This window comes from Thiohalophilus sp., from assembly GCF_034522235.1.
Classification (GTDB): Bacteria; Pseudomonadota; Gammaproteobacteria; order UBA6429; family Thiohalophilaceae; genus Thiohalophilus.
In genome coordinates, this window is the sequence record NZ_JAXHLN010000003.1 from 1,097,430 (window position 1) to 1,123,522 (window position 26,093).

Sequence of the window (26,093 nt, forward strand, 5' to 3'; positions counted from 1 at the left end):
TTTCACCCTGCAGGGGGCGCTCGGATATTCGAAACTTTTATTCAGTCTTCCTGAATCTCGGCTTCCTGGGTGACCCGCAAGACCTCTTCCAGAGTCGTATCACCGGCCAGGACCCGGCGTAGTCCGTCGGCGTGAATCGAGGTGGCCTGCTTGCGCACGTAGCGTTCCATGGCCTGTTCGCCCTTGCCGTCGTGGACCATCTGGCGCAAGGTGTTGTCGACCTCGATGACTTCGTAGATGCCGGTACGGCCCCGATAACCGAGTCCGTTACAGGCCTCGCACCCGACCGCCTGGTAGAGCGTCGGCGTGGTATCTTTGGCGGGATCGAGTCCCATATGCTTCATGTCGATCGGTCCGGCCTCGAACGGGGATTTGCAGTGTGGACAGAGCACGCGTACCAGCCGCTGGGCCATGACCCCCACCAGACTGGAGGCCAGCAGGAACGGCTCGATCCCCATATCGCGCAGGCGGGTGACGACACCGATCGCGGTATTGGTGTGCAGGGTGGAGAGTACCAGATGGCCGGTCAGGGAGGCCTGGATGGCAATTTCCATCGTTTCGACATCCCGGATCTCACCCACCATGACGACATCGGGATCCTGGCGCAGGATGGCGCGCAGGCCGCGGGCGAAGGTCATGTCGACTTTCTGGTTCACCTGGGTCTGGTTAATGCCGTCCAGATAATATTCGATCGGATCCTCGACCGTCATGATGTTGCGCTGGCGATCATTAATGGCGGCCAGGGCGGCATACAGGGTGGTGGTTTTCCCCGAGCCGGTGGGACCGGTAACCAGTAAAATGCCGTGGGGGTGGTGAATAATCCGTTCCAGCCGCTCAAGGTCGCCTGCCTGCATGCCAAGATGGGTCAGATCGAGCCGCCCGGCCTGTTTGTCCAGCAGACGCATTACCACCCGTTCCCCCTGGCCGGTCGGCAGGGTGGAGACGCGCACGTCCACCGGCCGTCCGGCCAGGCGCAGGGAGATGCGGCCATCCTGGGGCAGACGTTTTTCCGCGATATCCAGCCGGGCCATGACCTTGATGCGCGAGGTGAGCAGGGGCGCCAGTCCGGCCGGCGGTTGCAGTACCTCGCGCAATACGCCATCCACCCGAAAACGCACCACCAGACGGTTTTCGTACGTTTCGATGTGAATATCGGAGGCGTCTTCGTGGATCGCCTCGGTCAGCAACGCATTGATGAGGCGGATAATGGGCGCATCATCCTCGGACTCCATCAGATCCGTGGGCTCACCCAGTTCGCTGGCGACGCGAGCCAGATCGATGCCCTCGTCCATGCCGGCAATGGCATAGGCGGCATCGCCGGAGGTACGTTCATACAGATTGCGCAGCAGGGTTTCGAAATCCTCCGTGCTGACCGACTCGAGCATCAACGGCTGGCCAAGATGACGGCGCAGCTCGGCGATCGCGCCGGGATGGACATTGGCACGGCAGGCAACACGGACCGGGCCGGCGGTTTCCTCCGCGTTATCGCCTTCTGAAACGTCATCGGGCAGCGGCACCAGTCCGTGCTGGCGGGCAAAAGAGTAGGAAATGGAATTTGGAACGAGATTGTCAGCCATGGTCAGTCAATGCCTACTACCAGTTGTTGTTCGCGTCCGCCGCGTTCCACCTGCAGGCGCAGTTCGCGAACGGTTTCCAGTTGATTGACCAGTCCGCTCATCTGTTGCATGTCGCTGACCGGGATACCGTTCACTGCGGTCACAATATCATCCTCTTCGAGTCCGGCGCGCTGGAAATAGTCCCGCCCTGCAGATCGCGGCTGAATACGAAAGCCGCGAATACCGTCCTCGCTCATGATCGGCGTGAACTGGATCAGATCGGCAAGCCGCCGGGGATCGTTATTCAGCTCTTCCCGCAATTGGGTCAGTTCATTGCGCGGGATGTGGCTTTGTTCGGTTTCGACGGGTTCGGGGTCGCGCGCTGAACCGTCGACCGGAAATTCACCCGGCGATGCCGCCTGGACCCCGGCATCGGTTTGGGACAGTTCCAGTTTGTCGCGCGACAGGAGGAGCATCTCGAAGCGCCCGGCACGCGAGAGGATGACCCGATCCCGATGAACGTATTTGAGTATCGCGTTGCCGGGCAGATTCGCGCCGGTGGTATAGACCCGCTGCTCGTTGCCGCGGGCGATGATGGCGACCCCCTGGCCGTCCCCGCCGATGGCCAGGATCCCGGTCAGGCGTAAATTGAGGCGGGTTTTCGGTGCCTCGGTGGGTACCGCCGATTGACGTTGTTCCGTGGCGGGCGGGGTGCCGAACAGGTGGCTCTTTGCCAGATCCGACAGCGTGGTTTTCGGATTCTGCAGGGAGCTGCCGCGGAGGGTTTCGGTTTTTGTTGCACCGACCGGGGCGGTGACGCCGGCGCTTTTCAGCGGCACGGGCGGATCGGCCAGAAAAAACCAGGTCAGTTGTGCTGCGGTTGACGCCAGCAGGATCACCACCAGGGCCTTGAGCAAGGTGGCAAGACGGCGTACATACGGGGCACCGGTCTCCGCTGAAGCCAGACTGCCGAGGCGTTCGTTAAGCGTGTTCATGGGCGCTATTGTCCATCGGCGGGGGCTTGCCGTCGAGTCCGGGGTTGCGACGGCATGGCAAACAGGCGGCGAATCGTACCGCCCCGGGCCGGTTCCAGTGTCAACTCGACGGCCAGTAACTCGGGATTGATCCCCTGTTGTCCTCTGAGCGGCCAGCTGTCGGTGGTCAGCGTGGCAGCGGGGTCCACGGCACCACGTTCGCGATAATAGAATTCGAATTCCAGCGCCTCGAACCGGCGGGTCTCCCCGGTATCGCCGGCCAGCCGGGTTCGGTAAGTCGGCTCCTGCGGGCTGCCGTCAAGATGGCTCCAGATCAGCCGATAGAGTACGCCGTCTTCGAGCTGGTAACCGATTCGGGTCAGCCGGCTGCGTTGCGGGCCGGGGCGTCCGCCGCTGGTGACCAGCTCCAGGCGCGGGGCCATATTCAGTACATCGTAGGTGAGCGGCGGGTGTGTCTCGCCCCATTGATCGCGCCAGTTGCGTTGGGCCAGTTGCAAGAGATCGCGTTCGATGACGCCCACGGCCAGTTGCAGCTCGCCCAGCCGCTCCCCTTCGGCGACCACGCGGCTGCGGTTTTCCAGTACCACCTGCAGGCCGCCGTAAGCCATGGTCGAGACCAGCGCAAAGATGGACAGGGCGACCAGCAGTTCCAGCAGGGTGAAACCGGTTGTTCGGGCGGTGTGGATCATTGCGCCGCCTCCTCTTCACTCGCCGTTGCGCTGCGGGGCAGGCTGTGCCAGATTTCGCGCCTCACCACGGCCCGCTCGTCAGCGGCATCGGCGCGATAGACCGCCACTTCCAGACGCAGCAGGCCGGGCAGGTCGATCGCCATGGGCAGCGGCGGACTGGCCGCCTCGGCGGTGAGTTGCCACTCCCACGCCTGGTCGCCCAGTTCCGTTTTGCCGCGCCGTTTCCCCGGTCCCATAACAGGTTCGATCCCCGCCTCGATTCGGGCCAGGACGTTGTCGGCCACCCAGCCGGCGTAGGTCCGCTCGCGCAATTCAACGGTATTGATCGCGGTCTGGCTGCCCACCCGGATGGCCGCCGCCAGGGCGATGGCCAGTACGGCGACGGCCACCAGGACTTCCATCAGGGTAAAACCGCGTTGGGTGCTGTCCGCCATGGTTAACCCCGATCCTGTTCCAGCGTGAGGCGGCCGTTCATCTCGCCAATCAGTCGCAACTGGCGTTCGGGCTGGTCGCGATCCCGCAGCACCAGCTCAAAAGGGGTGAGGGTGCCATTTTGCTCCAGAAATATATTGGGCGAGGGATGTTCCGGGGCCCATTCCAGCTCGACGGGCCGGCCTTCCACCCGCAGTTCCAGCTCCAGCCCGGCGTCGCGCAGGGAGCGCGGTCGCAGGGTGCGGTCGTCGGGAATGTCGCGCCACTCCAGCACCTCGTTGTTAATCAGCTGCTGGCGTTGAAAGTGATAACCCTCGGCGGTAAAGGCGATACCGATGGGAGGCGCGCCGAGCATCACCTCATGGTGGGCCAGATTGATCAGCGCCACCAGGCGTTCGCCGCGTTCGCGCAGTGCGCGGTTCGGGTCCGAGACGTCGATCGAAAGAACCACCAGACCCGCGAGAATGGTCATGATAGCGATAACAACCAGCAGTTCCAGCAGGGTGAAACCGTGTTGGCGGCGGTCAGTCCAGATTCCAGTTGCCAATGTCAGCATTGACGCCTTCGCCTCCCGGCTTGCCGTCGGCGCCGAGACTGTAGAGATCGAATTCGGCATGTTGCCCGGGATTAAGATACTGGTAAGGGTTGCCCCACGGATCGCGCGGCATCTTGTCCAGATAGCCCTGCCAGTTGCGCGGCTCGGGTTGGCCGCCGGGCTCTTCCACCAGTGCCTCCAGCCCCTGATCGGTGGAGGGGTAGACGCTGTTGTCCAGACGATAGAGATTCAGTGCCGACTCGATGGCACGAATGTCCTGGGCCGCGGCATTGACCCGCGCGCTGTCCGGACGGTCCATGATGCGCGGGACGACGATACCCGCGAGGATACCGAGAATCACCACCACCACCATAATTTCAATAAGCGTGAAGCCACGCTGGGATCGTTTTGTCATGTCAGCTTCATTGGTTGGGATTGAACATCGTATTGACCTGGAACAGTTTTCAGATGATTAGTGTCATGGGTTGGCGTTTGCTTTGCAAGCGGGTTACCTCAGGCGGCCTTCCAGTTGGAGGCGATTGCCCAGCGGGGCCAGCGCGTTACGCAAGGCGTCACTGGCCTGATCGCGGGCACGGGGCCGGGCATCCAGCCGGTAGTGGCCGTCGGGGCGCAGTTGCCACTGGCCGTCGAGCGCCAGGGGCCCGCCATCATCACTCAGCTTGCCGTGGATGATACCGTCGTTGGCCTGCAGGTCGCTGATCAGGCCGCCCAGTTCAAACACCGTGTTATCGACCTCGACGCGGCCCTCCTGCCAGGCGAGGCGGCCGTCGAGACGCTGGATGGTGCCGTCATGATTCATCGCCAGATTTTCCACGGCCAGCGCGAGCTGGCCGTGCACTTGCGTCGGCATGGGGCTGTAGCGGGCAATGATCGGCTCAAGCCGGTTGGCCGGCAGCCGCCCGCTGATCTTTTCGCCGCCCAGGCGCATTGGCGAGAGATGGACTCGCCCGCGCAGAAACCCGCCTTCGGTGGCGGCGTCAATATCCACTCCAAGTCGGCCACCAAGCAGGGTGCCAAAGCGTACCTGCCAACGCAGCCGGTTTATCGCCATGCCCGCCACGTTCAGCTGTCGTAATTCGCCGTGCCAGATGGTGCCGGCCACCGTGTCGACCTGTACCCCGGGCGGTAACATCCCCCGATCGTCGATCTGTTGCCAGGCATGGTTGGCCGGCCAGCGGGCGAGCAGAAAAATCAGATAAAACAGCAGACCGAGCCCCAGCAACCCGAGCGTTGACCAGGGAAGGCGCGACAGGCGGGAGCGCAGCCGGTTCATTGGGTCATCTCCAGATTCAGCCGCACATCCACCAGTCCGCCAGCACCGGTGGCCTCGACCTGCAAGGCACTGACGCGCACGCCGCTGCTGCGTTCCAGCTCATCGATCCAGGTTATCAGTCGATCGAAGGCAACCCGTTCGAACCATATCTGCACGCCATAATCCCCCTGCGGCTGAACCCGGTTGAGTTGTTCACCCAGGCCGGCATTGCGCGCACTGCGGTCAACCAGACCGATCAACGACCGATCTTCGCTGGCGGGAAGCGTGCCCGACTGATTGGTGCGGGCACGGATCGTGGCGGCGGCCTGTTTCATCCAGGCATGGGTTTCGCGCAGTTCGACCAGTTCCTGTTCCAGGGCGGCGCGTTGTTTTACCAGCGGCTCCCAGAGTCCGACATAGGCAAACACGATCACGGCCAGCCCGCCGCCGACGGCAAGAATCCAGCGCTCGCGAAGGTTGCGCGCCTGCCACCAGAGCGTGATTTGCTGTTTCAGTGGCGCCAGTTGCTGATCAATTTGCGCGCGCAGGTTCATGTCGCTTCCCCGCGGATCAGTAAGCGGCCGTCCGCGCGCTTACCCCGTGTGCTGGCCGAGCGCAGTTCGACAACCAGACCCTCGTAGGCGGCCAGTTTTTCCCGGATCCGTTCCAGCGATTCGATCGAGGGTGCGCTCAGGTCCACCTCCAGCCGGCCGTCACGCAGACGCAGGGAACGCAATTGGGTGTCATCCCCCGCCAGTGCCGGACCGGCCAGCGCCAGCAGATTGCTCAGGCGCGGGTTATTATCGTCATCTTGTGTCGATTCCAGGGCGGCCAGGTGTTGACGCATCTGCACCTGCGGGTTGACCACCCGGCTGTCGGGGAACGTGTCTCGATAAATGGTTTCGATCGCTGTTTGCCGTTGATCCCGTTCGGCCTGCAAACGTTGTGTCTGGGCAAATTGCACGCTGTACTGGGCCAGCAGCCACACGACCAACAGCGCCGCGGCCGGTCGCAGGGGACGCCAGACCCAGTCCCAGCGAGCCTGACGGGCATACGCGCCCTGCAGGAGATTCACCACCTGGCGTTCGTTCAGGCGCGAGGCCAGTCGTGGTAACAGCGGCATGTCGCTGGTGGTGGTGTTAATGGCGACGTTGTCTTCGACTTCGGGATGGGCGGCCAGCACAGACTGTAAACGGGTTATCACTGTCTGCGGCGCTTCGATTTCCAGGTGAGCGGGGAGATCGTCGTCGTCCATTTCCTGCAGGGCGGCTTCCAGGGTCAGCAGTGCGGCGTCCGGCTCCAGGGTGTAACTGCCGTTACCCAGTTGCAACAACACCCGCTGTTCATCGGCCAGAATGTGCCATTGTTGCGTATCCAGCGGAAGAATGCCGTTTTCCGGGATCAGGGCGATCGGGGTGATCGCCAGTTGTGCCAGCGCCTGCTCCCAGGTTTGCATTCGTTCATGGTCCACCACCGCCGCGGTCAGGCCCGGGCCTTTCGTCGTCAGGCTGCTGGCAAAGTGGAAGTCGTTGATGTCACCGATGAGTCGATCTTCCAGGGTATAGGGTAAGGCCTGGGCGATGCGATCGCGACGCCGGGTTGGCAGATTGACTCGCGTGATCAGCACATCCGTTCCCGGTACGACGACGAAACAACGACGGCCGGCAAGGGCCTGGTGCAGATTGTCGCTGCCGCTGCGTGCCTGGTGTTCCAGTTCACCCCGGACATTGATAACGGCATATTCGTATGAGCCATCAGAAGCGGCGGGCAGATGGAGAATGAGCTGTTCTGGCATGATCGTTGTCCTGCTCTCGATAAGACCGAGTGTACCCCACATTACCGGGCTGTGGCCAAATCGGACGTCGGCGATCGCGGACAGGGTTGCTGATAGCGTTGCAGTACCGTTCCCCGGTCGCCGTCGATCACCGCGCACTGGCTGTAGAGGAACGTGTCCTGTCGGATGGCGATGGCCAGTTCGATGTAGCGACCCCAGGCGCCCTGTTTTTCGCTATCCATTTCCTCTTGCGGCGGGAATTCGTAGGCATCGCGCAGCAGGGGCGGCAGCGAGGCTTCATTAAGCGTGGTGCCGCTTTCGGGCAGCGCTGTCACATACGGTTCCAGATAATGGTAGGCGGTCGGATTCATGCCGCGGATCAGCAGCAACTCACTGGTCGAGAACAGCGGTTGATTGGCGGATCGGTAAGGCGGCGATTGACGCGTGTACCAGTCATCGTCGACCTCGGGATTTGCCCAGTCACGCAGTGCGCTGATAATTGCCCGGGATTCCAGCGCCATGTCGCTATGACGCCGGTTAAGCGCATCGACCAGGCGAATAAAGCCGGCCTCCGTTGCCTTATCTTCAGGATCCAGCAGATTGTTAAGATTAAGACGACAATGCAGATCCCTGAGGCGGGCCTGAATTTGAAAGCCGCCCATTTCCAGTTGTAACGGCGGGGTTTGACAGGTTCGGGTCAGCTCCTCGGCGAGTTCGGCATCGTTGCGTAAGGTAATAATGAGTTCGCTGGCCAGCGCTTCGATACTGCGGCCATACAGCTGGGCCTGACCGAGATTATACGTGGTCAGGGAGCGGCGCAGATCCAGCTGATGGCTGGCGGTCAACGAGACGGTGGCGACCGTGGCCAGAGAGACGATCAACAGGGCGGTGATCAGCGCGACGCCGGTATTTTTTTTTCTACCAGAATGAACAGCGAGTTTTTGAAATGGCGTCATCATTCCACGGCGGGATGATCCGGATAGAGAATTTGCAGCATTCTCAAGGTGGCCGCGGCTTCACGATCCCGATTCAGGTTTTCCAGCGCTTCGGCCTGAAGCGCCAGGGCATCCGCGGCGTGGCGGACATCCCGGTACTGTTCGGCCACCCAGGCGGCGCGTTCGGCGGCGGTGGCAAAATCGCCGGCTTGCATGTCCTCACGGGCGCGGCGCAATTCCTCGGCGGCCAGATCCCGACGCAGCTGTTGCATGCGTTGAAACGCGGTTTTTACTTCTTTACTTTCGGGATGGTATTCCACCACCTTGCGATAATAGGCGAAGGCCTGGCGGGCCAATGAGGTCTTTCGGGGGGAAGAAGTGTCTGCATTCCAGAGCGCCCGGGCGGCTTCGGCGCGCAGAAAACGGGCATAGGCACGCTCCGGGGTATCGGCCTCGCTGCCCTGTTCAAGCCAGGTACTGGTCTGTTCAATGGTAAGAGGGTAGTTTTTCAGGTGGTAATGGGTGTAGGCTTTTTCCAGCATGGCCTGTTGACCTTGCGGCGTGTTCGGATAATCGGACAACAGGGTATCCAGGTGAGCCAGCGAGGTCTCAAGCTGTCCGTCCTCGCGAGCGGCCATCGCCTGCTGGTAAAGTGCAACGGCCTCGTCATGTTGACGCTGGTCTCCCCCGAGCACGCTGCAGCCGGATGAGAGCGCCGCCAGTGCGATGACCGCGATGAGGTTGCAAGCGATACGTTGGTAGGCGATTTTTATCATAATTTTAATCATTCCCCTCGGGCGAGGATGTATGCAAGTACAAAAATATCATATCTGGCTGCAGCGTGTAGCGCTTTGTTTGCTGGTACTGGCGCTTTCGGCTCCGGGATTGGCACCGGCCCAGAGTCGTGAGGCCGCCGGCGACAAGATTACGCTGAACTTCGAAGAGGCGGATATTCGCTCGGTAATTGCGCTGGTCTCCGAGCAGACCGGGCGCAATTTTATCATCGACCCCCGGGTCAAGGGTAAGCTGACCATCATTTCCCAGCATCCGGTGGATCAACATCAGCTCTATGAAGTGTTTCTTTCCGCCTTGCAGCTTCACGGCTACACGGTCGTGTCGGGCGAGGGCGGGGATCGGGTCATACCCATGAGTCTGGCGCGCGGGGATCAGACCGAGGTGCTGGAACGCGACGAGGATGGCGGCAGGGGTTACGAGTTCGTCACCCGGGTGCTGGCAACCGAGTATGTTGAGGCGGCCAAACTGGTGCCGGTGTTAAGACCGCTGTTGACCAAGGACGGCCATCTTGCCGCCTATGGGGATAATAACCACCTGATCATTTCCGATTCCGCCGGTATCGTCGAGCGGGTTCGCAAGCTCATCCGGCAGATTGATCGCGATACAACCGGTGTCACGGAAGTGGTGGAACTGGAGCATGCCTCGGCGGCCGAAGTGGTGCGCATGGTAAAGTCCGTTGAAAACGAGGAGCGCAACGGTCGCCGCCTGCTGCTGGTTCCCGATGAACGCGCCAATCGTATACTCATCGGTGGCGATCCGGCTCGGCGTTCCTCGGTGCGCTCCCTGATTCGCCGGCTGGATGAAAAAGGTACTGAAGACGAAGGCATTGCCGTGATTTATCTGCGTTATACCGATGCCGAGGAGATGGTCCCCGTTCTGCAAGGCGTCGTCTCACAGCAGACAGTCAGCACTTCGAGCAGCGCGGCGGGCGGCGGTAAAAACGGAGCCGCGTCGCGCCGGGTTGCGTCTTCTGACGGCGATGTCAGTATCCAGGCGCACAAGAGTACCAACGCGCTGGTCATCAGCGGGCCATCTGGCGAGGTGGACGATCTGCGCTCGGTGATCAAACGCCTGGATATTCGTCGCGCCCAGGTACTGGTGGAAGCGATCATCGCCGAGGTCTCCATGGAACGCTTGCAGGAGTTTGGCATTCAGTGGGGCGCCTTCGGGGATACTGCCGTGGGGATGCTGAACTTTGGGGTGGCAGGCGCCGGCTCTTTGGCCAATATCGGCGCGGCGGTGGAGGCCGGCGGTATTCCGAATGTTGACGGTGCAACCGTTGGCGCCACCGATTCGCAAGGCGAGATCGGCGCCCTGTTGCGGGCCCTGCTGGCGGATACGGGCACCAACGTGCTTTCGACCCCGTCGGTGATGACCATGGACAACGAAGAAGCCGAGATCGTGGTGGGCCAGAATATCCCCTTCGTGACCGGCCGCGCGATCGAGGATTCCGGCCAGGCTTTCAATTCCATCCAGCGCCAGGATGTCGGTATCAAGTTGCTCATCCGGCCACAGATTAACGAGGGCGATGCCATCAAATTGAATATCGAACAGGAGGTTTCCTCGGTTGCCGAATCACTGGCAGGGGCGCAAGATCTGATCACCAACAAGCGCAGCATCAAGACCACCGCGATGGTGGATGATGGGCAGATCATCGTCCTCGGCGGGCTGACCTCCGAAGAGGCGGCTACGCGTAACCAGCGGGTTCCCGGGCTGGGCAGCATACCGGGGCTGGGCTGGCTGTTTCGTTACGACCGCTCTACTGTGCTAAAACGCAATCTGATGGTCTTTTTGCGGCCACGAATCGTTCAGGATCGGGATGACACTCGCGCGATCAGCAGCGCCAAATACCAGTTGATTCGCGCCCAGCAGCTGGCCAGCCGCGAGCGTGGGCTGGCTTTTCTGGACGATGAAATGATCCCGGTGCTGCGATCTTCCTCGGAATTAATGACCCTGCCACCGGACTTTGAGGATCGCGTCGGCCCGCCGGGTCGGGAGGGGGCTGACCGGGTTTATGCGCCGCCGCGGCCTGTGAATTAGGATCTGTTCCCATGCCGGCATTCGAATATCAGGCGCTGGAGGGTGACGGGCGCGCTCGCAAGGGCGTCCTCGAGGGTGACAGTGCCCGCCAGATACGTTCGCGGTTAAGAGAAGAGGGACTGACCCCGCTGAGCGTGGCGGAAGTGACCGCAAATGAACGCCAGGCAGGGGTTCGTCTGTTACCCCGTCGCGGCGTACGCGCCGGCGATCTGGCCCTGATGACCCGACAGATGGCCACACTGGTGCGTTCCGGCCTGCCGTTGGAGGAGGTGCTGCGCACCGTCGCCCGCCAGACTTCGCAACCGCGTTTGCAGAGTGTGCTGGTCGCGGTACGCACCCGTATTACCGAAGGCCATGATCTGGCCGGCGCGTTGAGCGAGTTTACCCATGTTTTCCCCGATATCTACCGCGCCTCGGTGGCCGCCGGCGAACAGTCCGGTCACCTGGATGTGGTCCTGGAGCGCCTGGCCGAGTACACCGAAAAACGGCAACAGATGCGCCAGAAAGTCCAGCTGGCGCTGTTCTATCCGGCCATCCTGACCGTCATGGCGGTGCTGGTAACCGTTGCCTTGCTGGGCTATGTGGTCCCCGAGGTGGTACAGGTCTTTGAAAATATCAATCAGGAGCTGCCGGCGCTGACCGTGGGCCTGATCGCCGTCAGTGAGATCGTGCAATCCAGTGGCCTGGCGATTGCCGGGGTGCTTGTCGTCGGTGTTTTTTTACTGACGCGCCTGCTGCGGCGACCGGAACCCCGACGCAAGTGGCACCGGTTGCTGCTGCATTTGCCCGTGATGGGCAATCTGGTACGCGGCAGTAACAGCGCGCGGTTCGCCCGGACTTTGTCGATTGTCTCCGCCTCCGGGGTGCCGATTCTCGAGGCGCTGCGTATCGCGGGGGAGGTGGTCAATAATGTCCCCATGCACGAGGCCGTCTCCGCCGCCGCCCGGGAAGTGCGCGAGGGCGGCTCACTGGCCCGTGCCCTGGAGCGCAGCGGTTACTTCCCGCCGATGACCGTGCATCTGATCGCCAGTGGCGAGGCCAGCGGTAATCTCGACACCATGCTCGAACGGGCCGCCGAAAGTCAGGAACAGGAACTGGAGATGAGCACCGGCATGATCCTCGGCATCTTCGAACCGGCCCTGATACTGGTGATGGGGCTGGTCGTGCTCACCATCGTCCTGGCCATTCTCCTGCCGATTTTCGAAATCAACCAGCTGGTGCGTTAAGTCGCCGACCCGCCATAGACCGGCTGAAACAAACAAGCCTTCAAGCTGACTGCTTATGAAAAGCCGTCATATCGTTTGTATGCAGCCCCGCTTTCGGGTTCCCGAATTCTTGCGATCTTTCTTTTCGTCCGGAAGTTGTCGACATACTGTTTGTATCAGTTTCTCCCGCGGCAATGGCCGCCTTTCTTGACAGCGGCAACGGAGTGATCTCCTATAGTTAAACTTCCCTGATTGTTCTGGCCTGCCTGGTGAGGGGCAAAGTATGGGGCGTTGTAAAATAACGCGATGCAGGGGAGGGTCTCTGGCTGAACAATTTGTGCACCCGGTCAGCCCCGCGTTGAATGGTCGAGGATGACAACAGGATTGCAAATTCTCACTGCCGGAGGCCCTGGGTCGCCAAATTGCAATTTGCAGTTTGGCGAAAGTCGAAAACATCAATAAATATCTTGTATATCAAAAAGTTACCCGCCTGGCATGTAACCTGCATTATATGTTCCAGCGGGTACGGGAGGAGGTAAACATCATGATGATGCTGTTCAATTTATTCCGCGGCCCGAAACGGCGACAGAATCGGCAGATCACCGAGCAGTCGCGCGAAGTAGAACTGACGGATGGACGGAGGGTCAATGTCCGCCAACGGGTGGAGTGTTTGGGCGACGGTTGTCCCAAACCCCAACTGTTGACGCTGAAGGCGTTATCGCTGGTCGAGCCCGGTGAAGTGGTGGAACTGGTGACCGACAGTGTCACCGCCGCGGAGACCATCTCGGCCATGATGAATCTGGCTGACGGGGAATACCTTGCAACCGAACGTGACGAGGGAGTCTGGCGGGTTTACATACAACGCCTGGCGGACGGTGCAGCAGAGCAAGTTTGACAAGCGGTTCTGGTTTGGAATTCTGACCAGCTAAGTAGTAACTGGATTATCCTGCGGGGGATTGATGAGCGAACACACTGCAACGGCAACAACAAAAATTGAAAATTCAGGAGAAGGGCTGCTGCATCGTGGCAGTATTTGGTCGATTATCATCGTGGCGCTGGTGGCGATTGCCTCGGCAATCGCGTTATCCGCTGACACGCGCTGGATCTATCTGCTGGTTTATGCGTGGTTCGGATTGATCTACGGTCTGCTTTTGCAATACGGGCGGTTTTGCATGGCGTCCGCGGTGCGGGATCTGTTTGCCGTGCAGGTGCCGAGGATGGCGGTCGGGATCATGATTGCCACGGCGCTCTTTTCACTGACCGCGGCACTGGTGACCGTCAGCGGCACCAGTACCTTTTATCCCCACCCGCTGGGCTGGCACATCATCATCGGCGGGCTGATTTTCGGCTTCGGTATGATTTTTACCGGGGGTTGTGCCTCCGGATCGCTCTACAAGAGCGGCGAGGGCAATGTCGGCTCCATGCTGGTGGTGGCCAGTATCTCCTTCTCCCAGGCACTGTTCGTCGATCTCGGTTCCTGGTCCAACGCCTTTGCACCGGCGTCATGGGCACAATCCGCGGCCGAAAAGGGCATGCCGGCGGAGTTGTCGGTAACCGACGGCTGGTTTGACCAGTTTATGGCCGGCTATATCTGGGATCTTTCGGGCGGCACGGTCGGCCAATGGCTGGATTCCGGCAATCAGTGGATTGACGCGTTTATCGGCAACGCCTTCCTCAGCGCAATTCTTCCTGTTCTGGTACTCGTTTTATTGCTTTATATCTTTGCCTATCGCAAGGGCTATCTGCGCCGGCACAAACAGGATACGCCGGGCATGGGTTTCGAGCTGCGCGGTATCTGGGCAATGATTACCTCATCGAAAAATACCGCCCTGGCCGGCATCGGTCTGGGGGTATTCGCCGGCTTGCATATGTGGGTCACCGGTTCCTTGCGGGAGCACTATCGCATTTTCAATTTTGGCGAGCTGCTGGAGAAGATGGGGCATACCTCCGGGCTTTCCATTCAGGGTACGGTTTTTGACCCGGGTTACTGGTATATCACCACCCAGGAAGCCCAGCTGGGCGGCTGGGTGCTCAACAAGGCCGGCGTTGAAAACATGGATAACGTCTATTTCGGGCTGAATAACGGTCTGCCGAGTCCGGAAATCAATGCGCCGTTGCTTATGTCAGCGGGCATTATCCTCGGGGCCGCCGTGCTCGCCCTGGCGCGCCGCGAGTTCAAATGGAAAATACCGGATATGGAAACGGCCATTTTCGCCATTGTCGGCGGGGCCATCATGGGGATCGGCGCGCGTATCGGCATGGGCTGTAATGTCGGCGCATTCTTCGCGGCGGTCACCAATGGCGATCTGACGGGCTGGCTTTTCCTGGCCGGCATGGTGATTGGCGGCTACATCGGCGTGCGGACCTTTAACAAGTGGCTGATGTATCGCATGTCCCGTAATGATGACCTGGAATTGTAACAAGCTGTAGCGGCGGACAGTCTCGAACTGTCCGTCGAATATTGACGTAAGGAAGAGGAAGGAAGTAACCATGGCAATTAAATTTGAAAAAGTCGATGAAGGTGATTACCTGCTGGATGTGACCGGCTATGTCTGCCCGCATCCGCAAATGTATACCAAGAAGGCCCTGCAGAAGATGGACGGCGGCGATGTGCTGACGCTGAAGTTCGACAATCCCTCCTCGGGGGAGTCGATCATGGCGATGTGCGAATCCGAAGGTAATGATCTGTTCAGTCGCGATGAAGATGCCGGCACCTATGTCTGGAAGATCCGCAAAGGGGCGGCCTGATGCGGCTGGGTGTTGTTGTCACAGATGGACAATTCGCGCAACAGGCGATTGCCCTGCTCAAGGGCGCGCAGGCCCGTGGCTGGCAACTGCGCTGTTTTTTGACCGACTCGGGGGTGAAATTACTCGGGGATGAGGTTTTTCGGGCGTTTCTCGATGGCAGCGAGGCGCATGTGTCCCTGTGCGAATTGTCCGTGGATCGCTATCCCGGTGCGGATCCCCACGAGGCCGGGCTGGCCGATCGGGTCATCATCGGCGGCCAGTACCAGGATGCGGAGCTGGTCAAAAACAGTGATCAGGTGATTGTTCTTTGAAGGAGATGAGATGAGTGAGACCAAAGAGATCCTGGTCATTGCCCGGGATCGCAAGAGTGAGGCGTTGCGCATGGCCACGGGGCTGACCCTGCTTGACGACGTGGTGAATGTGGCCGTCTGGGGCGAGCTGGATCGGGATGACGACGAGGTGGCGATGCAGCTCGAAGCCCTGGATTTTTCGGATGTCCCGGTGACCGAGCTGGCGACCAACATGGCCGCGAAACTGACCGGGATGATCAACCAGGCAAATGTGGTGTACATAGTATGAAAAACGAGAACAAGGTGATGTTGATTAGCGTGGCGGGCGGTCAGCCGGATTTTGACGAGACGCTGTACCGTGCCTTGCAGGATGAGGGGCTCACCTGTGCCCGGTTTGACCTGGACAGTGAGCTGGAACGGGTGCTGGATACGCTCGCAAGCGGCGCCATGCCGGTGGTGCTCAAACCCGCCCCGCGCTGATTGCAATTTACCACCGGCCATCGCCTGTTTGCGTAACTGCAATGTACCCGGTTCGGGCTTTTTAAGCTAACAGATTGATAAAAAAGAGAAATGTTGTTCTGGCACGTTACATGCAAACAGTTTTGACGAAGCAGGCTTGAGACAGTGGCCGACATTCAGGAGAGAGGATGAGATCATGAAAAAAACAGAAGCACAGCTCAATGAGACAATCAACAGCTGGCGAATACTGGCAAGAGGCGCGGCACTGGTTGCCGTGATGGGGCTCGCCGGTTGTGTCGACAGCGACGAAGATTCAGTCAACAGCAGTGATAATGTCACCACAAATTCCGCGGCGGATATCGCCCAGGAATCTGCTGACAGTTACGACGACAACGTCAATGGTCTGATTTCCGGCTCGACGCTGGAGAGCTGGATCGATGACTGGGAGACCAATCGGCCCAGCGGGATCAGTGGACACCTGGTCATTCTGCAAATCCATCCCGGGATGGCGCGTTACACGCAGGATACTGACGAGGTTGCTGGGTACGACGAGACAAACGATCTGACGTATATCTCTCCGAACGAAGCCGGGGGTGTTCGCGTCTATTCAGTGGATCACAACGATCTGCGCATGGACCGCTCCAACGGGGTGCTGACCACTCGCAGCATGGTGGCGGATGGTCCGACTATCGACGGCTTCCTGCAGGACCATCAGATCGACCCCACGGAGGACATGATTGTCTTCGCGGTCGGGCAGGGCGGAAACTTCCAGGCCATGAAGCTCGGGCGCGGCTGGTACACCATGCGCTACTGGGGTGTGGAGAAGGAGCATCTCGCCGTACTCAATGGCGGGGCGCAAGCTGTGATGGCCGAGAACTATATGGGGCCCTCGGCCAGCGACCTCCCCTCGGCGCCCGGTGATTTCAGCGTCCGCGAACTCGAGCAGGACAATACCGCCCTTCAGGTGACCCTGGAAGAGATGATCCAGGAGGCGAGCAACGCCACCGGGGATGTCTTCATCTGGGACGCCCGGAATATCGAGCAGTACAATGCGACCGAGGATCCGTTCCAGAATGGCGGTTCCGCTCAGGGCCATCCGAACGGGGCCGTGGAACTCAATTACTCGAATCTGCTCATTTCGGATGCTACGCAGACACCTCGATTCCTGTATGGCTATCAGGACGACAGCGGCGATTGCCCCGGCGACGACACGTATGACCTGACCGAGGCCGCTCCCGGTAACGGGGATTGCTACTACCCCTCGTATGCCTGGCGCTCCAAGTCGGAACTCGAGACGGCGATGGATGGTGGCCTCATCAATGGCGCCCGGTTCCAGGATCTGAACGGTGCCCTGGGTTTGGGGAATGCCTACCAGGACGGGCAGGAGGTCTGGACCTACTGCGAGACGACCTATCGCGCCATGGTGACCGGCTTTGCGACTGCCGGTATCCTCGGACTGCCCACCCGTTTCTACGACGGGGCCATGGTCGAGTGGCACACTTTGTCCAACGCCTATGACAAGTACGGTAATCAGCTCCTGCCGGGGGATTCCCCGTGGCGGGCCGACAAGAACAGTGTCTCGTACTTCGCATACAACGAGCAGTCCCTGACGGAGCCCCGTCGGATCGATGACCCCTACGCCGATAACACCAATGCTATTATCAATGAAGATCGGGCCTACAAGATCTCCGGTAGTGGTGATAGTGACGGTGGTGGCGACGATGACGGCGGTGGCGCGCTGCCCCCCAATCCGTGTGGGGGATAACAGCGGTTGGCAAGTTTGACCGTACAACATATATGAACCTCCCACTTGAGGCCCGTCTCTGACGGGCCTGTTTTTTTTGCAGGGAGAGAAAGCGTGAACAGAATAACGACACTCCTGATTCTGGCCGGCGCGATTGGCGTCGGTCTGCTGCTGTACCGCTTGCTGGTGCCGCCGCAGGAGGATGTTGAAAGCTTTCTCGGGCATCACTGGGAGCGCCCGATTCCGTTTCAGGGGCCTCCGCCAGCCGCATTCAGTGATCTGGAGGCCTCGCTGGATCCGCAAAGCTGCGCGCAATGCCATGCCGAACAGCATGCCGACTGGAAGCAAAGTCTGCACAGCGAGACCTTCTCGCCGGGTTTGCGCTGGCAGCTGCAATTAATGACCCCCGAGCAGGGCAAGAGCTGTCTGCAATGCCATGCCCCGATGAGCGAACAGGTGACCCTGGTGGCGGCCGAACGGGGCTGGCCCGGTGCGCCGGCGGAGGCGCCGCCGGCGCATATTCCCCGCGATCTGCACGAGCAGGGACTGGCCTGTGCCGCCTGCCATGTGCGAAAGCACGAGCGCGTGGGACCGCCGCCGCGCGATCCGAACATCGATCCCGAGCAGGGCCCGCATGGCGGATTTACCGCGAAGGCCGCCTTCAAAGACAGCCGGTTTTGTGCCGCCTGTCATCAGTTTCCCGAGGACGGGCCGCGGGTCAACGGCAAGCTGCGCGAGAACACGGTGGTGCAATGGCAGCAGTCGCGCCATGCCGAGGAGGGCCGCACCTGCCAGCGTTGTCACATGCCGGGTCGGCGCCATCAGTGGCGCGGCATTCACGATCCGGCGATGACCGCCTCGGCCCTGGAGACGACCTTTCAGGTGAGCGACGATCGGGTCGTGGCGGCGGTCAGCAATACGGGTGCGGGCCACCATTTTCCCACCTATATGGTGCCGGAGATCGAACTGCGCCTGGAACGGGTCGCCGCGGATGGCAAGCGGCAAGCGCTTGCCCGCGAGATCATCGCCTGGCGCACCAACCTGGCGTTGACCGAGGAGCTGTTCGACACCCGGATCAAAAGCGGCGAGACGCGGGAGCTTGAGGCCGATCTGTCCCCGGCGCTGGCACAAAACGAATCGCTCGAGCTGGTGATGGCGGTCGCGCCGCGGCGGTTATACGAGCGGACCTTCGAGGACTACCAGCAACGGCAGGGCGACAAACTTGACCCGGCGGTGCGCGCGCTGCTGACCCTGTCCATTGCCGAGGCAAAAAACAGCCATTATCAGCGCATCCTGGCGCGTTATCCGGCCCGGGTTGCAAATTGAGGCCGGGCCCGGGCCCGATTTCACTCTGCAACGCGCTATGGGTATGGGTTGGCTGTAAGCGGTTGATATATAATGACTTAAAAACTTGGCATGGCATCTGCAAGAAAACAAACAAGAAAACAAATGAGATGGGAAACGTAATGCACAAACGAATTTGCCGAATCCTGGTAACCGGGTGTGCCGCCGTCATGTTTGCCACCCTGTCGACGGCGGCCGAGGCCGACGGGCCCCGGCTCAAATTCAAGGGCAAGGGGCCTGTTTGCATGTGCGCCAACGGCGGGTTGACCGAGGACGATATCCGCCGGGCCAACGAGGCGCGACAATCCCGACTCGAACATGTTCGCAAGCAACAGGATCGTCCAAACAGGGAAGGTCGTGGTGGTGACAGGGACGAATCAAATAACCAAGAGTAAAAGTGAGGAGAGCAAACGATGAAAGGCCGTATGAAAGACATCATGAAAAAGCTGGGGCACCGCTTGAAGTGGGGTGTGTCAGTGAGTGTGCTGGCGATCGGGGTCGCGACAGTCTGGAGCATGATTGCGGTCGATGCCACGACATACAATCCCGAAGGGACGGAATACCATGGTTGGGGGGCCGATACGATTTCACAAATTCACGAAGGTATCGTGATGACCGCGCCGATTAACATCGCCAATGCCTGTGGTCTGGGGGCATCTTCCTGTTTTAAATGCCATAGCGGCAGACGGGCCGAGAAACCCGGAGACAATCTGTGGCACAGCCAGCATGCAGAGGTGAACTACTCCTGCACGGGCTGTCACGCCGGGAATGACCGTTTGATGCGAGAAAGTATGGCGCACAGAGGGTTAGTCAATGATCCACGCAAGGAATCGGGGGAAACCTGTGCAAGTTGTCATAGTGAAAAAGAAGTTGTCGAGTTCCTGAAAATTTACGCTGAAGAATGATATTCGATCATTTAGGAGAGAGCAGATGAATATAATCAAATATAATTTGCAAAGCCGCAAAGGCTTGACTGCCGGATTTCTGACACTGGGTCTTGCCCTCGGCGGCAGTGCCCAGGCAGGCCCCACACTGCAGTACGGGGAACAGGGGTTCCTTCAATTCAACTATGCCGTGCAATTCTGGGGGCAGAGCCGGGGTTATACCTCGGCGACAGACGATGGCGATACCAACGATTTCTTCCTGCGCCGCAACCGCATAACACTGATGGGGCAATATAACGACTATGTCGGTTATTATGCCCAGCTGGAAGCGGGGAACGACAGCAAGGGCGGGAATGATGATCGTGCGGTTTACTATCGGGATGCTTACCTGACCCTGGACTACTCGGATCCTATCCGGTTTATTGCCGGGCGCTTCAAGAACACCTTCAGTCGTGAAAACCTGGAGGCCTGTCTTGAGCCGCTGACCCTGGATCGATCTGAGTCGCTGACTTATACGCCTTATGGCGGGACACGCGATACAGGTGTTGCCATGTGGGGTAATCTGGCAGACGGTATGTTCCAGTACCGGGTGATGGTATCCGACGGTCGCGAAGGCGAAGAAACAGTGTCCGACAGCCCGAGACTGACGGGGCGTGTTCACCTCAGCTTGCTGGATCCTGAATACGACTACGGCTACCGGGGTACTTATCTGGGGACACAACAGGTGCTGACGATTGGTGCGAGTTTCGACCAACAGGATGATATTGCATATGGCAGTTACTCGACCCGCGAGGATCCCAAGGATTACTCGGCATCCACGGTGGATATCTTCTATGAACAGCCTTTCGACTTCGGTACGCTAACGCTCTCCAGTGCGGTATTCGACTACTCGGTTGACGGCTTTCCGACGGATCCGGATCCCGAGTTGAATGCCAATGTGGAACGTGAAGGGATGTATGCCAAGGCGGGTTACCTGCTTCCGAACCCGGTCGGATTGGGGCGTCTGCAGTTCTTCCTCCGGGCCGAAGAGACGGAATACGGCGAGGAACTCGGCCTGTCCGATCGAAGCTGGAACAGCGTCGGCGCCAATTACTATCTCAATGGTCAATCCCTGAAGCTCACATTTGAACATGCCTCTATCGAGTTCGACGAGCAGCATGCAACCAATCCGGCGCTTCAGGACTACGACCAGACGACCGTAGGTCTGCAAATGATCTTCTAGTAATAGTAGATGTATACAAGCTGACTGACGCCAGGCCGCGTCAGTCGGCGAGTTGCAGAATGCGGATTTTCCTGCATCAAATCAGATTGATTGAATACGCTATCTGCCATGGTATACCATGGCGGATAGCGTGCTTTCATGGTACGGGCGGTGGTATCAACCGCTGCCGGTACTGTTTGTATAGCCGCGTCAATGACGCACGAGGGGCCAACAGGTAGAAAATGAGCGGGATTGTCGTATTGGCTGTGATCCTGGCGGCTGTGCTTGCCGTTGTACTGGTGCTCTATGTCCGTGATCGGCTGATACTTGCACGCTTGCACGAGAGCATCCTGGATGCCCAGGAAGGAACCCTCGAGCCGCTCAAGGTGGAAGTCCCGCCGAATAATCAGCTCAATGCCCTGGTCAAGGATTTCAACGTGATGATGGGCGCGCTGCGCTCAATGTTTGATACCGTTGAAAAGTGTCAAATGCGCGTAATGAATGAGCGCAACAAGATGAATGCCCTGCTGCAAAGTCTGCCCGGCGCGCTGCTCTCGATTGATGATAACTTGCGTGTTACTGCAATAAACAGCCAGACAGAAGACCTGTTCGGTTGTCGATCGGCCGAGCTGGAAAATCATAATCTGTTTGATTTGCTGGTAGTCGACGAGCGTGATCGGGAAATTTTACGTGATGCGTTCCTGTACAAGCGCCAAATACATAACCATGTTCTACATACACGGCTTAACAATCGTGAGCTCTGGCTGGCGCTGAACATGTCTTTTTTGACGGAAGAAGATGTGGGTATGGACGCCGTGCTTATCTTTCAGGATATAACCGACTATAAAAACCTGCAGGAATCCGTCTATTATCGTGAAAAACTGGTTGCAATGGGACAGTTGGCCGCCGGTATCGCCCATGAGCTGAATACGCCGCTGGGGAACATTATTGGCTACTCCCAGGTATTATCGGATAACGTATCTGATTTGGAAAAGCAAACACATTACACCGGCATTATTGTCAGCGAGGCGAAAAGATGTTCGCGTATCGTTCAGGATCTTTTGAATTATGGGCGCAAAGATCAATGCTATGGTGATGGGTGCAACGTTAATCAGTTAATCCGCGAATTACTCGATACATTCTCAAGCTGTCGGTTGCAACGGCAACCGGTTGATATTGATCTTGATCTGGATGAAAACGAACCTTTGGTTAACGGTGGTTGTGGCGAGCTGGACATTGTGTTTACAAATTTGATAATTAATTCGCTGTCTGCTTTGGAGGGTCGTGAAGAACCTCTGATACGCGTCCGTACCCAGGTAGTCAATAACAAGGAAGTTCTGGCGACAGTGGAGGATAACGGGCCGGGCGTCTCACCCGAGATCCGCGGCAGAATCTTTGATCCTTTCTTTACCACCGGTGAAATGGGACATGAAAGCGGGCTGGGACTTGCAATAAGTCAGGCAATGATTGGTCGTCGTGGCGGAAGTTTGCGACTTGATTCCTCATGTTCAACCGGAGCCCGGTTTGTCATCCGGCTGTATAGAGAAGCAAAATGAGTGAGGCGTTATCAATGACGTTGGAAGAACATGAGGCGCCGAATGACGTGCGGCCTGTAGTACTGATTGCCGAAGATGATATTAATATGCGTAAACTCATAGCGACAATGCTTGAGGATATGCCGGTCAGGGTCATTCAGGCAACGAGTTCCCAGCAGGCGCTGGACTATATAGAGTCCGAACGAATTGACGTGGTGGTCACCGACATGTGTATGCCCAAGGTTGATGGGCTTGAAGTTCTACGGTTTGCGCGTCAACATGATCACCTTACCCAGGTTATCTTGATAACCGGTTATGGGACGGTTGAGTCCGCGGTAGATTCCCTCAAGGCCGGGGCTTTTGATTATATCAGCAAGCCGTTTGATAATACGGAATTACGCCACACAGTGGAGATGGCTGTCGAGCACAATCGTCTGGCCCGCGAAAACAGGAGCCTGCGACAGAAAAGTGGTATAGCCGATGATATTGAAATTGTGGGTCGATCGGCCTCTATGGACGAAGTCGATAGACTGATTAATGCGTCTGCGGCGTATGATTGTGGTGTACTTGTCAGTGGCGAGAGCGGCTGTGGCAAGGAAATGGTGGCGCGTAAAATCCATAATCTTTCAGGGCGATCAGAGGGAAATTTTGTTGCTCTGAACTGTGCCGCTGTTCCGGAAAATATTATCGAGAGTGAATTGTTTGGTTATACACGAGGGGCATTTACCGGTGCTGATCGCAATAAACCCGGATTGCTGGAAAAAGCAAACGGGGGAACGCTGTTTCTTGACGAAATTAACAATGCTTCACTGGGTTTTCAGGCAAAACTGTTGCGGGTGCTTCAGGACGGAACCTATTACCGTATTGGCGACACCGAACTACGGGAGATGGATGCGCGAGTGATGGCAGCCAGCAATCGCAGTCTTCAGGAACTTATTGATAACGGGGAATTTCGTCAGGACCTGTACTATCGGTTGAAAGTGATAGAAATCGATATTCCCTCCTTGCGCGAGCGCCGTTCGGATATACCGGTGCTGGCTCACTACTTTTTGCATAAACATTCCCAACGCCTGGGTAAACCAGTAACAGATATTAGTACCAAAGCCCTTGGCGCGCTCATGCGTCACGACTGGCCCGGTAATGTCCGGGAACTGGAAAATGTGATTCAGAGGATGTTGATTCTGAGCACGGAAGATAATTTGAATGAAGATGTCTTGCCTCCCGAGTTTCGTGAGGGTGTCGAATCGCCAACACGTGCGCTGGATTGTATGCCGCCACAGAGCCTGGAAGAACTGGAGGCGTTTTTTATTCAGAAAACCTTACGCGAGCAAGCCGGGGATCGGGCAATGACGGCCGAAATACTTCAAATCGACAAGTCCACCTTGTGGCGGAAAATGAAGCGTTACGGGATTACCGAGCCCTGAGTCGCTAAATAACTGTTCCTGTCAGAAGCCTTCTTCGAAGTCGTAATTCAACTCCGGGCTGGGCTCCTGCAGGAAGTGGCCCTGGAAGAAATCGATACTGCATTGCCATAGCACAGCGAGGCTGTTGGCATCCTCAACGCTGGTCGCGATACTCAGAATGCTGCGCTCGCCGGATTCGCTGGTAATTTCCTTGACCTTGTCCTGATGCTCGACGTTTTGGGCAAGGTTTTGAATCAGATTGGCGTGTATCTTGATATAATCGACCGGCAGCTGTTTCATGGACTGGAAAGTATTCTGCTCCATGCCGAAGTTTTCAAGGGCCGTGCGGCAATTAAGCTGTCTGAAACCGTCAACAAGTTTCTTCGCCGCATTAAGGTTGTTCAGTGCGGTGTCTTCGCTGATTTCAAAGGTGAGCAGAGTCGCATCCAGGCGTACTGACTTGATGCGCTCCGTTACCCAGGGTAAAAACTCAGGATCGATCAAAGAGCCCTGTGACAGCTTTATGAAAAAACGAGTCTGTTTTTTCTGCTGCATGCGTTCGCTCAGAACCTTGAAAGTATTGGCGATTATCCAGCGATCGATATATTTCATCAGGTCCGTCTGATTGGCGGGCGGGATGAATTCAGAAGGCGGAATCTCTTCGTTCTTCTCGTTCAGCATACGCACCAGCACTTCATAATGTTCGCCTGTTTCGCCATGCAGGCTGACGATCGGCTGGTACAACAGTCTGAACCGATTTTTTTTGAGTGCTTCCTTAATGCTGTGTGACCAATGAGCGATCTGTTCCTGCTCTTCCAGGTCTTCCACTGCCGGGTTGTAAATATAATAACGATTGCCGCCTTCTTTTTCCGCGGCATGGAAACCCTTGATGGCGCGATTAACCGCTTCCTGGGTGTTTTTTACCGTTTCGTTAATATGCGCCACCCCGATGCAGGCCTTGGCGCTGACAATCTTGCCATTGATGTCCGAGGAGTGGTCCTGAATCAGCTTGATCAGTCCGCCGGCAATCTTTTCCGCCCGCTTTATGTCGGTGTCGGTGAGCAAAAAGGTGAAATGATGGCCTTCAAAACGGGCAAGGGTCCCCATTGAGCCGACTTTGCTCTTGAGCATACCGGCGAGATCGGTGAGCAGAAGATCGGCACCGGAAATGCCATGTTCTTCCTTATGTTTCTCGAACTCATCGATGACGATATAGAGCAATGCCCCCTGCGCCTTGTCGCCAACCGTTTTGGCGACGATTTTGTCAACCTGCTCCAGGAAGTAGTTGCGGTTGTACAGACCTGTCAGCAGATCCTGCTTGCTCAGCACATTGAGCTGTTTTTCCAGTTCCTTGGTATTGGATTGATCGCGAATAATGATTTGCGAGCAGACTTCGCCCTCCATGCTCGCAGTGGAGAACTCCATGGTGATCTTGAATTTGGCCCCCTCCAGAGTCTGCCCGTGGACGTCCAGGGTATCGTCGGTACTCTGACCTTTGGCGTACTTGCGCAGAAAGTCTTTCAGTTTGGTGTGGTCTTCACTGCTGACCATATCCAGTATCGGCACGCCTTCGATGTCTTCAAGAGTGTCGTAGCCAAACATCTTGAGGTAGGCGTTATTGGCGTAGATATGCATGCCGTCATGGACGTATGAAATGGCGTCCCGGGAGTTGTCGATCAAATCGCGGGCACGCTTTTCCGATTCGTGCAGCATTTTTTCATTGCGCCGCCTATCCCGCCGGTTGTTCAGATCATTGACTTCGCGTTTGATGAGATGCTTGAGCCGTTCGTTCTTGCCCAGTTCGATGCTGTCCCGTGCGCCAACCTGCAGGGCATCAATCGCATCATCCATTTGACCTGCAGGTGTCACCACGATGACAGGAATATCGCGTCCGGATTTAACAATATAGTCGACCGCCTGTTTGGCGCTGATCAGGGGGGTGGTCTGTTTGGCCAGCACGATATCGACGGGGTTCTCTTCCAGGGCTTTTTCCAGATCCTCGGCATCCTCGACACGGATGTCGCGGATGATATGCCCGGCGTTGCGCAGGGTGTTGATCAGGCTTTCGGCCTCTTCCGGATTGTCGAAAATAGTCAGGAGTCTGAGAAGTTCCGCGTCACTCACCGTGAGTCCTTACCCTTTTGATTTTTCTTGTATTAACGGCGTATCCCGTAAGCGTATCATGTCACCGTTCAGGCGCGCAGGGCAAGTAGAGCGCTCGCCGCAGATACGGTTATTGGCCGAATGTGCCGGGCT

The 26,093-nt window shown here is 58.0% G+C and carries 27 protein-coding genes; 15 read left to right on the plus strand and 12 right to left on the minus strand.

The features are described 5' to 3' along the window. Nucleotides 1-41: 41 nt before the first annotated feature. The 11 genes from gspE to U5J94_RS08385 all read right to left on the minus strand — a co-directional run bounded on the left by gspE (nucleotide 42) and on the right by U5J94_RS08385 (nucleotide 8,965). Nucleotides 42-1,577 carry a type II secretion system ATPase GspE gene (gene gspE / locus U5J94_RS08335; RefSeq protein ID WP_322565183.1) on the minus strand — a complete coding sequence of 512 codons (1,536 nt, stop codon included), beginning with the start codon at nucleotides 1,575-1,577 and terminating at the stop codon, nucleotides 42-44. A 2-nt stretch (nucleotides 1,578-1,579) separates the two neighbouring features. Next, complete coding sequence (gspC, locus tag U5J94_RS08340; RefSeq protein WP_322565184.1) at nucleotides 1,580-2,551, minus strand: type II secretion system protein GspC; 972 nt, start codon at nucleotides 2,549-2,551, stop codon at nucleotides 1,580-1,582. Between the two features lie 5 nt (nucleotides 2,552-2,556). After that, complete coding sequence (gene gspJ, locus U5J94_RS08345) at nucleotides 2,557-3,240, minus strand: type II secretion system minor pseudopilin GspJ (protein WP_322565185.1); 684 nt, start codon at nucleotides 3,238-3,240, stop codon at nucleotides 2,557-2,559. Next, complete coding sequence (gene gspI, locus U5J94_RS08350) at nucleotides 3,237-3,674, minus strand: type II secretion system minor pseudopilin GspI (RefSeq protein WP_322565186.1); 438 nt, start codon at nucleotides 3,672-3,674, stop codon at nucleotides 3,237-3,239. The genes gspJ and gspI overlap by 4 nt, the downstream gene beginning before the upstream one ends. 2 nt (nucleotides 3,675-3,676) lie before the next feature. Next, nucleotides 3,677-4,228 (minus strand): type II secretion system minor pseudopilin GspH, encoded by a 552-nt coding sequence (gspH, locus tag U5J94_RS08355; RefSeq protein ID WP_322565187.1) that lies wholly within the window; start codon nucleotides 4,226-4,228, stop codon nucleotides 3,677-3,679. After that, nucleotides 4,197-4,622, minus strand: coding sequence for a type II secretion system major pseudopilin GspG (gene gspG / locus U5J94_RS08360; protein ID WP_322565188.1), 426 nt, complete (start codon nucleotides 4,620-4,622; stop codon nucleotides 4,197-4,199). Before gspG ends, gspH begins: the two co-directional genes overlap by 32 nt. Nucleotides 4,623-4,715: 93 nt before the next feature. Then, nucleotides 4,716-5,501, minus strand: a complete 786-nt coding sequence (locus U5J94_RS08365; protein WP_322565189.1) for a type II secretion system protein N — start codon at nucleotides 5,499-5,501, stop codon at nucleotides 4,716-4,718. Further along, the gene (locus U5J94_RS08370; RefSeq protein WP_322565190.1) at nucleotides 5,498-6,034 is read right to left on the minus strand and encodes a type II secretion system protein M; all 537 of its coding nucleotides are present in this window, start codon (nucleotides 6,032-6,034) and stop codon (nucleotides 5,498-5,500) included. Before U5J94_RS08370 ends, U5J94_RS08365 begins: the two co-directional genes overlap by 4 nt. Continuing rightward, nucleotides 6,031-7,275, minus strand: coding sequence for a type II secretion system protein GspL (gspL, locus tag U5J94_RS08375; RefSeq protein WP_322565191.1), 1,245 nt, complete (start codon nucleotides 7,273-7,275; stop codon nucleotides 6,031-6,033). The genes U5J94_RS08370 and gspL overlap by 4 nt, the downstream gene beginning before the upstream one ends. A 41-nt stretch (nucleotides 7,276-7,316) precedes the next feature. Further along, entirely contained in the window at nucleotides 7,317-8,213 is an 897-nt protein-coding gene (gene gspK / locus U5J94_RS08380; protein ID WP_322565192.1) for a type II secretion system minor pseudopilin GspK, read from the minus strand. Further along, nucleotides 8,210-8,965: an outer membrane protein assembly factor BamD gene (locus tag U5J94_RS08385; RefSeq protein WP_322565193.1), complete on the minus strand. Its 756-nt coding sequence runs from the start codon at nucleotides 8,963-8,965 to the stop codon at nucleotides 8,210-8,212. The genes gspK and U5J94_RS08385 overlap by 4 nt, the downstream gene beginning before the upstream one ends. Before the next feature lie 31 nt (nucleotides 8,966-8,996). Here U5J94_RS08385 and gspD point away from each other — a divergent pair, with 31 nt between their 5' ends. From gspD to U5J94_RS08460, 15 genes are all read left to right on the plus strand, one after another. Beyond that, nucleotides 8,997-11,024: a type II secretion system secretin GspD gene (gene gspD, locus U5J94_RS08390; RefSeq protein ID WP_322565194.1), complete on the plus strand. Its 2,028-nt coding sequence runs from the start codon at nucleotides 8,997-8,999 to the stop codon at nucleotides 11,022-11,024. An 11-nt stretch (nucleotides 11,025-11,035) separates the two neighbouring features. Then, nucleotides 11,036-12,250: a type II secretion system inner membrane protein GspF gene (gene gspF / locus U5J94_RS08395; protein ID WP_322565195.1), complete on the plus strand. Its 1,215-nt coding sequence runs from the start codon at nucleotides 11,036-11,038 to the stop codon at nucleotides 12,248-12,250. 523 nt (nucleotides 12,251-12,773) lie between these two features. After that, on the plus strand, nucleotides 12,774-13,124 hold the full coding sequence (locus U5J94_RS08400; RefSeq protein ID WP_322565196.1) for a sulfurtransferase TusA family protein: 351 nt from the start codon (nucleotides 12,774-12,776) through the stop codon (nucleotides 13,122-13,124). A gap of 64 nt (nucleotides 13,125-13,188) precedes the next feature. Further along, complete coding sequence (locus tag U5J94_RS08405) at nucleotides 13,189-14,649, plus strand: YeeE/YedE family protein (protein WP_322565197.1); 1,461 nt, start codon at nucleotides 13,189-13,191, stop codon at nucleotides 14,647-14,649. A 70-nt stretch (nucleotides 14,650-14,719) separates the two neighbouring features. Continuing rightward, entirely contained in the window at nucleotides 14,720-14,977 is a 258-nt protein-coding gene (locus tag U5J94_RS08410) for a sulfurtransferase TusA family protein (protein WP_322565198.1), read from the plus strand. Then, a complete protein-coding gene (locus U5J94_RS08415; protein WP_322565199.1) occupies nucleotides 14,977-15,288 on the plus strand; it encodes a hypothetical protein in 312 nt (103 codons plus the stop codon). Before U5J94_RS08410 ends, U5J94_RS08415 begins: the two co-directional genes overlap by 1 nt. A gap of 10 nt (nucleotides 15,289-15,298) precedes the next feature. After that, nucleotides 15,299-15,556, plus strand: a complete 258-nt coding sequence (locus U5J94_RS08420) for a hypothetical protein (RefSeq protein WP_322565200.1) — start codon at nucleotides 15,299-15,301, stop codon at nucleotides 15,554-15,556. Next, nucleotides 15,553-15,747, plus strand: a complete 195-nt coding sequence (locus U5J94_RS08425) for a hypothetical protein (RefSeq protein ID WP_322565201.1) — start codon at nucleotides 15,553-15,555, stop codon at nucleotides 15,745-15,747. The genes U5J94_RS08420 and U5J94_RS08425 overlap by 4 nt, the downstream gene beginning before the upstream one ends. Before the next feature lie 175 nt (nucleotides 15,748-15,922). Next, nucleotides 15,923-17,491: a hypothetical protein gene (locus U5J94_RS08430; protein WP_322565202.1), complete on the plus strand. Its 1,569-nt coding sequence runs from the start codon at nucleotides 15,923-15,925 to the stop codon at nucleotides 17,489-17,491. A 93-nt stretch (nucleotides 17,492-17,584) separates the two neighbouring features. After that, nucleotides 17,585-18,796 carry a multiheme c-type cytochrome gene (locus tag U5J94_RS08435; RefSeq protein WP_322565203.1) on the plus strand — a complete coding sequence of 404 codons (1,212 nt, stop codon included), beginning with the start codon at nucleotides 17,585-17,587 and terminating at the stop codon, nucleotides 18,794-18,796. A gap of 140 nt (nucleotides 18,797-18,936) precedes the next feature. Next, nucleotides 18,937-19,209 carry a hypothetical protein gene (locus U5J94_RS08440; RefSeq protein WP_322565204.1) on the plus strand — a complete coding sequence of 91 codons (273 nt, stop codon included), beginning with the start codon at nucleotides 18,937-18,939 and terminating at the stop codon, nucleotides 19,207-19,209. A 30-nt stretch (nucleotides 19,210-19,239) separates the two neighbouring features. Then, complete coding sequence (locus U5J94_RS08445) at nucleotides 19,240-19,719, plus strand: cytochrome c3 family protein (RefSeq protein ID WP_322565205.1); 480 nt, start codon at nucleotides 19,240-19,242, stop codon at nucleotides 19,717-19,719. A gap of 25 nt (nucleotides 19,720-19,744) precedes the next feature. After that, nucleotides 19,745-20,920, plus strand: coding sequence for a selenite/tellurite reduction operon porin ExtI (gene extI / locus U5J94_RS08450; protein ID WP_322565206.1), 1,176 nt, complete (start codon nucleotides 19,745-19,747; stop codon nucleotides 20,918-20,920). Between the two features lie 221 nt (nucleotides 20,921-21,141). Further along, nucleotides 21,142-22,455, plus strand: coding sequence for a two-component system sensor histidine kinase NtrB (locus U5J94_RS08455; protein WP_322565207.1), 1,314 nt, complete (start codon nucleotides 21,142-21,144; stop codon nucleotides 22,453-22,455). Between the two features lie 14 nt (nucleotides 22,456-22,469). Continuing rightward, nucleotides 22,470-23,858 carry a sigma-54 dependent transcriptional regulator gene (locus tag U5J94_RS08460; RefSeq protein ID WP_322565208.1) on the plus strand — a complete coding sequence of 463 codons (1,389 nt, stop codon included), beginning with the start codon at nucleotides 22,470-22,472 and terminating at the stop codon, nucleotides 23,856-23,858. 21 nt (nucleotides 23,859-23,879) lie between these two features. Here U5J94_RS08460 and U5J94_RS08465 read toward each other — a convergent pair whose 3' ends face one another. After that, nucleotides 23,880-25,961 (minus strand): EAL domain-containing protein, encoded by a 2,082-nt coding sequence (locus tag U5J94_RS08465; RefSeq protein WP_322565209.1) that lies wholly within the window; start codon nucleotides 25,959-25,961, stop codon nucleotides 23,880-23,882. Nucleotides 25,962-26,093 lie beyond the last annotated feature (132 nt).

What these genes read in the sequence shown, in the direction of transcription:
- gspE (WP_322565183.1), bottom strand. Translation starts at nt 1,577, where the DNA reads ATGGCTGACAATCTCGTTCCAAATTCCATTTCCTACTCTTTTGCCCGC.
- gspC (WP_322565184.1), bottom strand. Translation starts at nt 2,551, where the DNA reads ATGAACACGCTTAACGAACGCCTCGGCAGTCTGGCTTCAGCGGAGACC.
- gspJ (WP_322565185.1), bottom strand. Translation starts at nt 3,240, where the DNA reads ATGATCCACACCGCCCGAACAACCGGTTTCACCCTGCTGGAACTGCTG.
- gspI (WP_322565186.1), bottom strand. Translation starts at nt 3,674, where the DNA reads ATGGCGGACAGCACCCAACGCGGTTTTACCCTGATGGAAGTCCTGGTG.
- gspH (WP_322565187.1), bottom strand. Translation starts at nt 4,228, where the DNA reads ATGCTGACATTGGCAACTGGAATCTGGACTGACCGCCGCCAACACGGT.
- gspG (WP_322565188.1), bottom strand. Translation starts at nt 4,622, where the DNA reads ATGACAAAACGATCCCAGCGTGGCTTCACGCTTATTGAAATTATGGTG.
- U5J94_RS08365 (WP_322565189.1), bottom strand. Translation starts at nt 5,501, where the DNA reads ATGAACCGGCTGCGCTCCCGCCTGTCGCGCCTTCCCTGGTCAACGCTC.
- U5J94_RS08370 (WP_322565190.1), bottom strand. Translation starts at nt 6,034, where the DNA reads ATGAACCTGCGCGCGCAAATTGATCAGCAACTGGCGCCACTGAAACAG.
- gspL (WP_322565191.1), bottom strand. Translation starts at nt 7,275, where the DNA reads ATGCCAGAACAGCTCATTCTCCATCTGCCCGCCGCTTCTGATGGCTCA.
- gspK (WP_322565192.1), bottom strand. Translation starts at nt 8,213, where the DNA reads ATGATGACGCCATTTCAAAAACTCGCTGTTCATTCTGGTAGAAAAAAA.
- U5J94_RS08385 (WP_322565193.1), bottom strand. Translation starts at nt 8,965, where the DNA reads ATGATAAAAATCGCCTACCAACGTATCGCTTGCAACCTCATCGCGGTC.
- gspD (WP_322565194.1), top strand. Translation starts at nt 8,997, where the DNA reads ATGCAAGTACAAAAATATCATATCTGGCTGCAGCGTGTAGCGCTTTGT.
- gspF (WP_322565195.1), top strand. Translation starts at nt 11,036, where the DNA reads ATGCCGGCATTCGAATATCAGGCGCTGGAGGGTGACGGGCGCGCTCGC.
- U5J94_RS08400 (WP_322565196.1), top strand. Translation starts at nt 12,774, where the DNA reads ATGATGATGCTGTTCAATTTATTCCGCGGCCCGAAACGGCGACAGAAT.
- U5J94_RS08405 (WP_322565197.1), top strand. Translation starts at nt 13,189, where the DNA reads ATGAGCGAACACACTGCAACGGCAACAACAAAAATTGAAAATTCAGGA.
- U5J94_RS08410 (WP_322565198.1), top strand. Translation starts at nt 14,720, where the DNA reads ATGGCAATTAAATTTGAAAAAGTCGATGAAGGTGATTACCTGCTGGAT.
- U5J94_RS08415 (WP_322565199.1), top strand. Translation starts at nt 14,977, where the DNA reads ATGCGGCTGGGTGTTGTTGTCACAGATGGACAATTCGCGCAACAGGCG.
- U5J94_RS08420 (WP_322565200.1), top strand. Translation starts at nt 15,299, where the DNA reads ATGAGTGAGACCAAAGAGATCCTGGTCATTGCCCGGGATCGCAAGAGT.
- U5J94_RS08425 (WP_322565201.1), top strand. Translation starts at nt 15,553, where the DNA reads ATGAAAAACGAGAACAAGGTGATGTTGATTAGCGTGGCGGGCGGTCAG.
- U5J94_RS08430 (WP_322565202.1), top strand. Translation starts at nt 15,923, where the DNA reads ATGAAAAAAACAGAAGCACAGCTCAATGAGACAATCAACAGCTGGCGA.
- U5J94_RS08440 (WP_322565204.1), top strand. Translation starts at nt 18,937, where the DNA reads ATGCACAAACGAATTTGCCGAATCCTGGTAACCGGGTGTGCCGCCGTC.
- U5J94_RS08445 (WP_322565205.1), top strand. Translation starts at nt 19,240, where the DNA reads ATGAAAGACATCATGAAAAAGCTGGGGCACCGCTTGAAGTGGGGTGTG.
- extI (WP_322565206.1), top strand. Translation starts at nt 19,745, where the DNA reads ATGAATATAATCAAATATAATTTGCAAAGCCGCAAAGGCTTGACTGCC.
- U5J94_RS08455 (WP_322565207.1), top strand. Translation starts at nt 21,142, where the DNA reads ATGAGCGGGATTGTCGTATTGGCTGTGATCCTGGCGGCTGTGCTTGCC.
- U5J94_RS08460 (WP_322565208.1), top strand. Translation starts at nt 22,470, where the DNA reads ATGACGTTGGAAGAACATGAGGCGCCGAATGACGTGCGGCCTGTAGTA.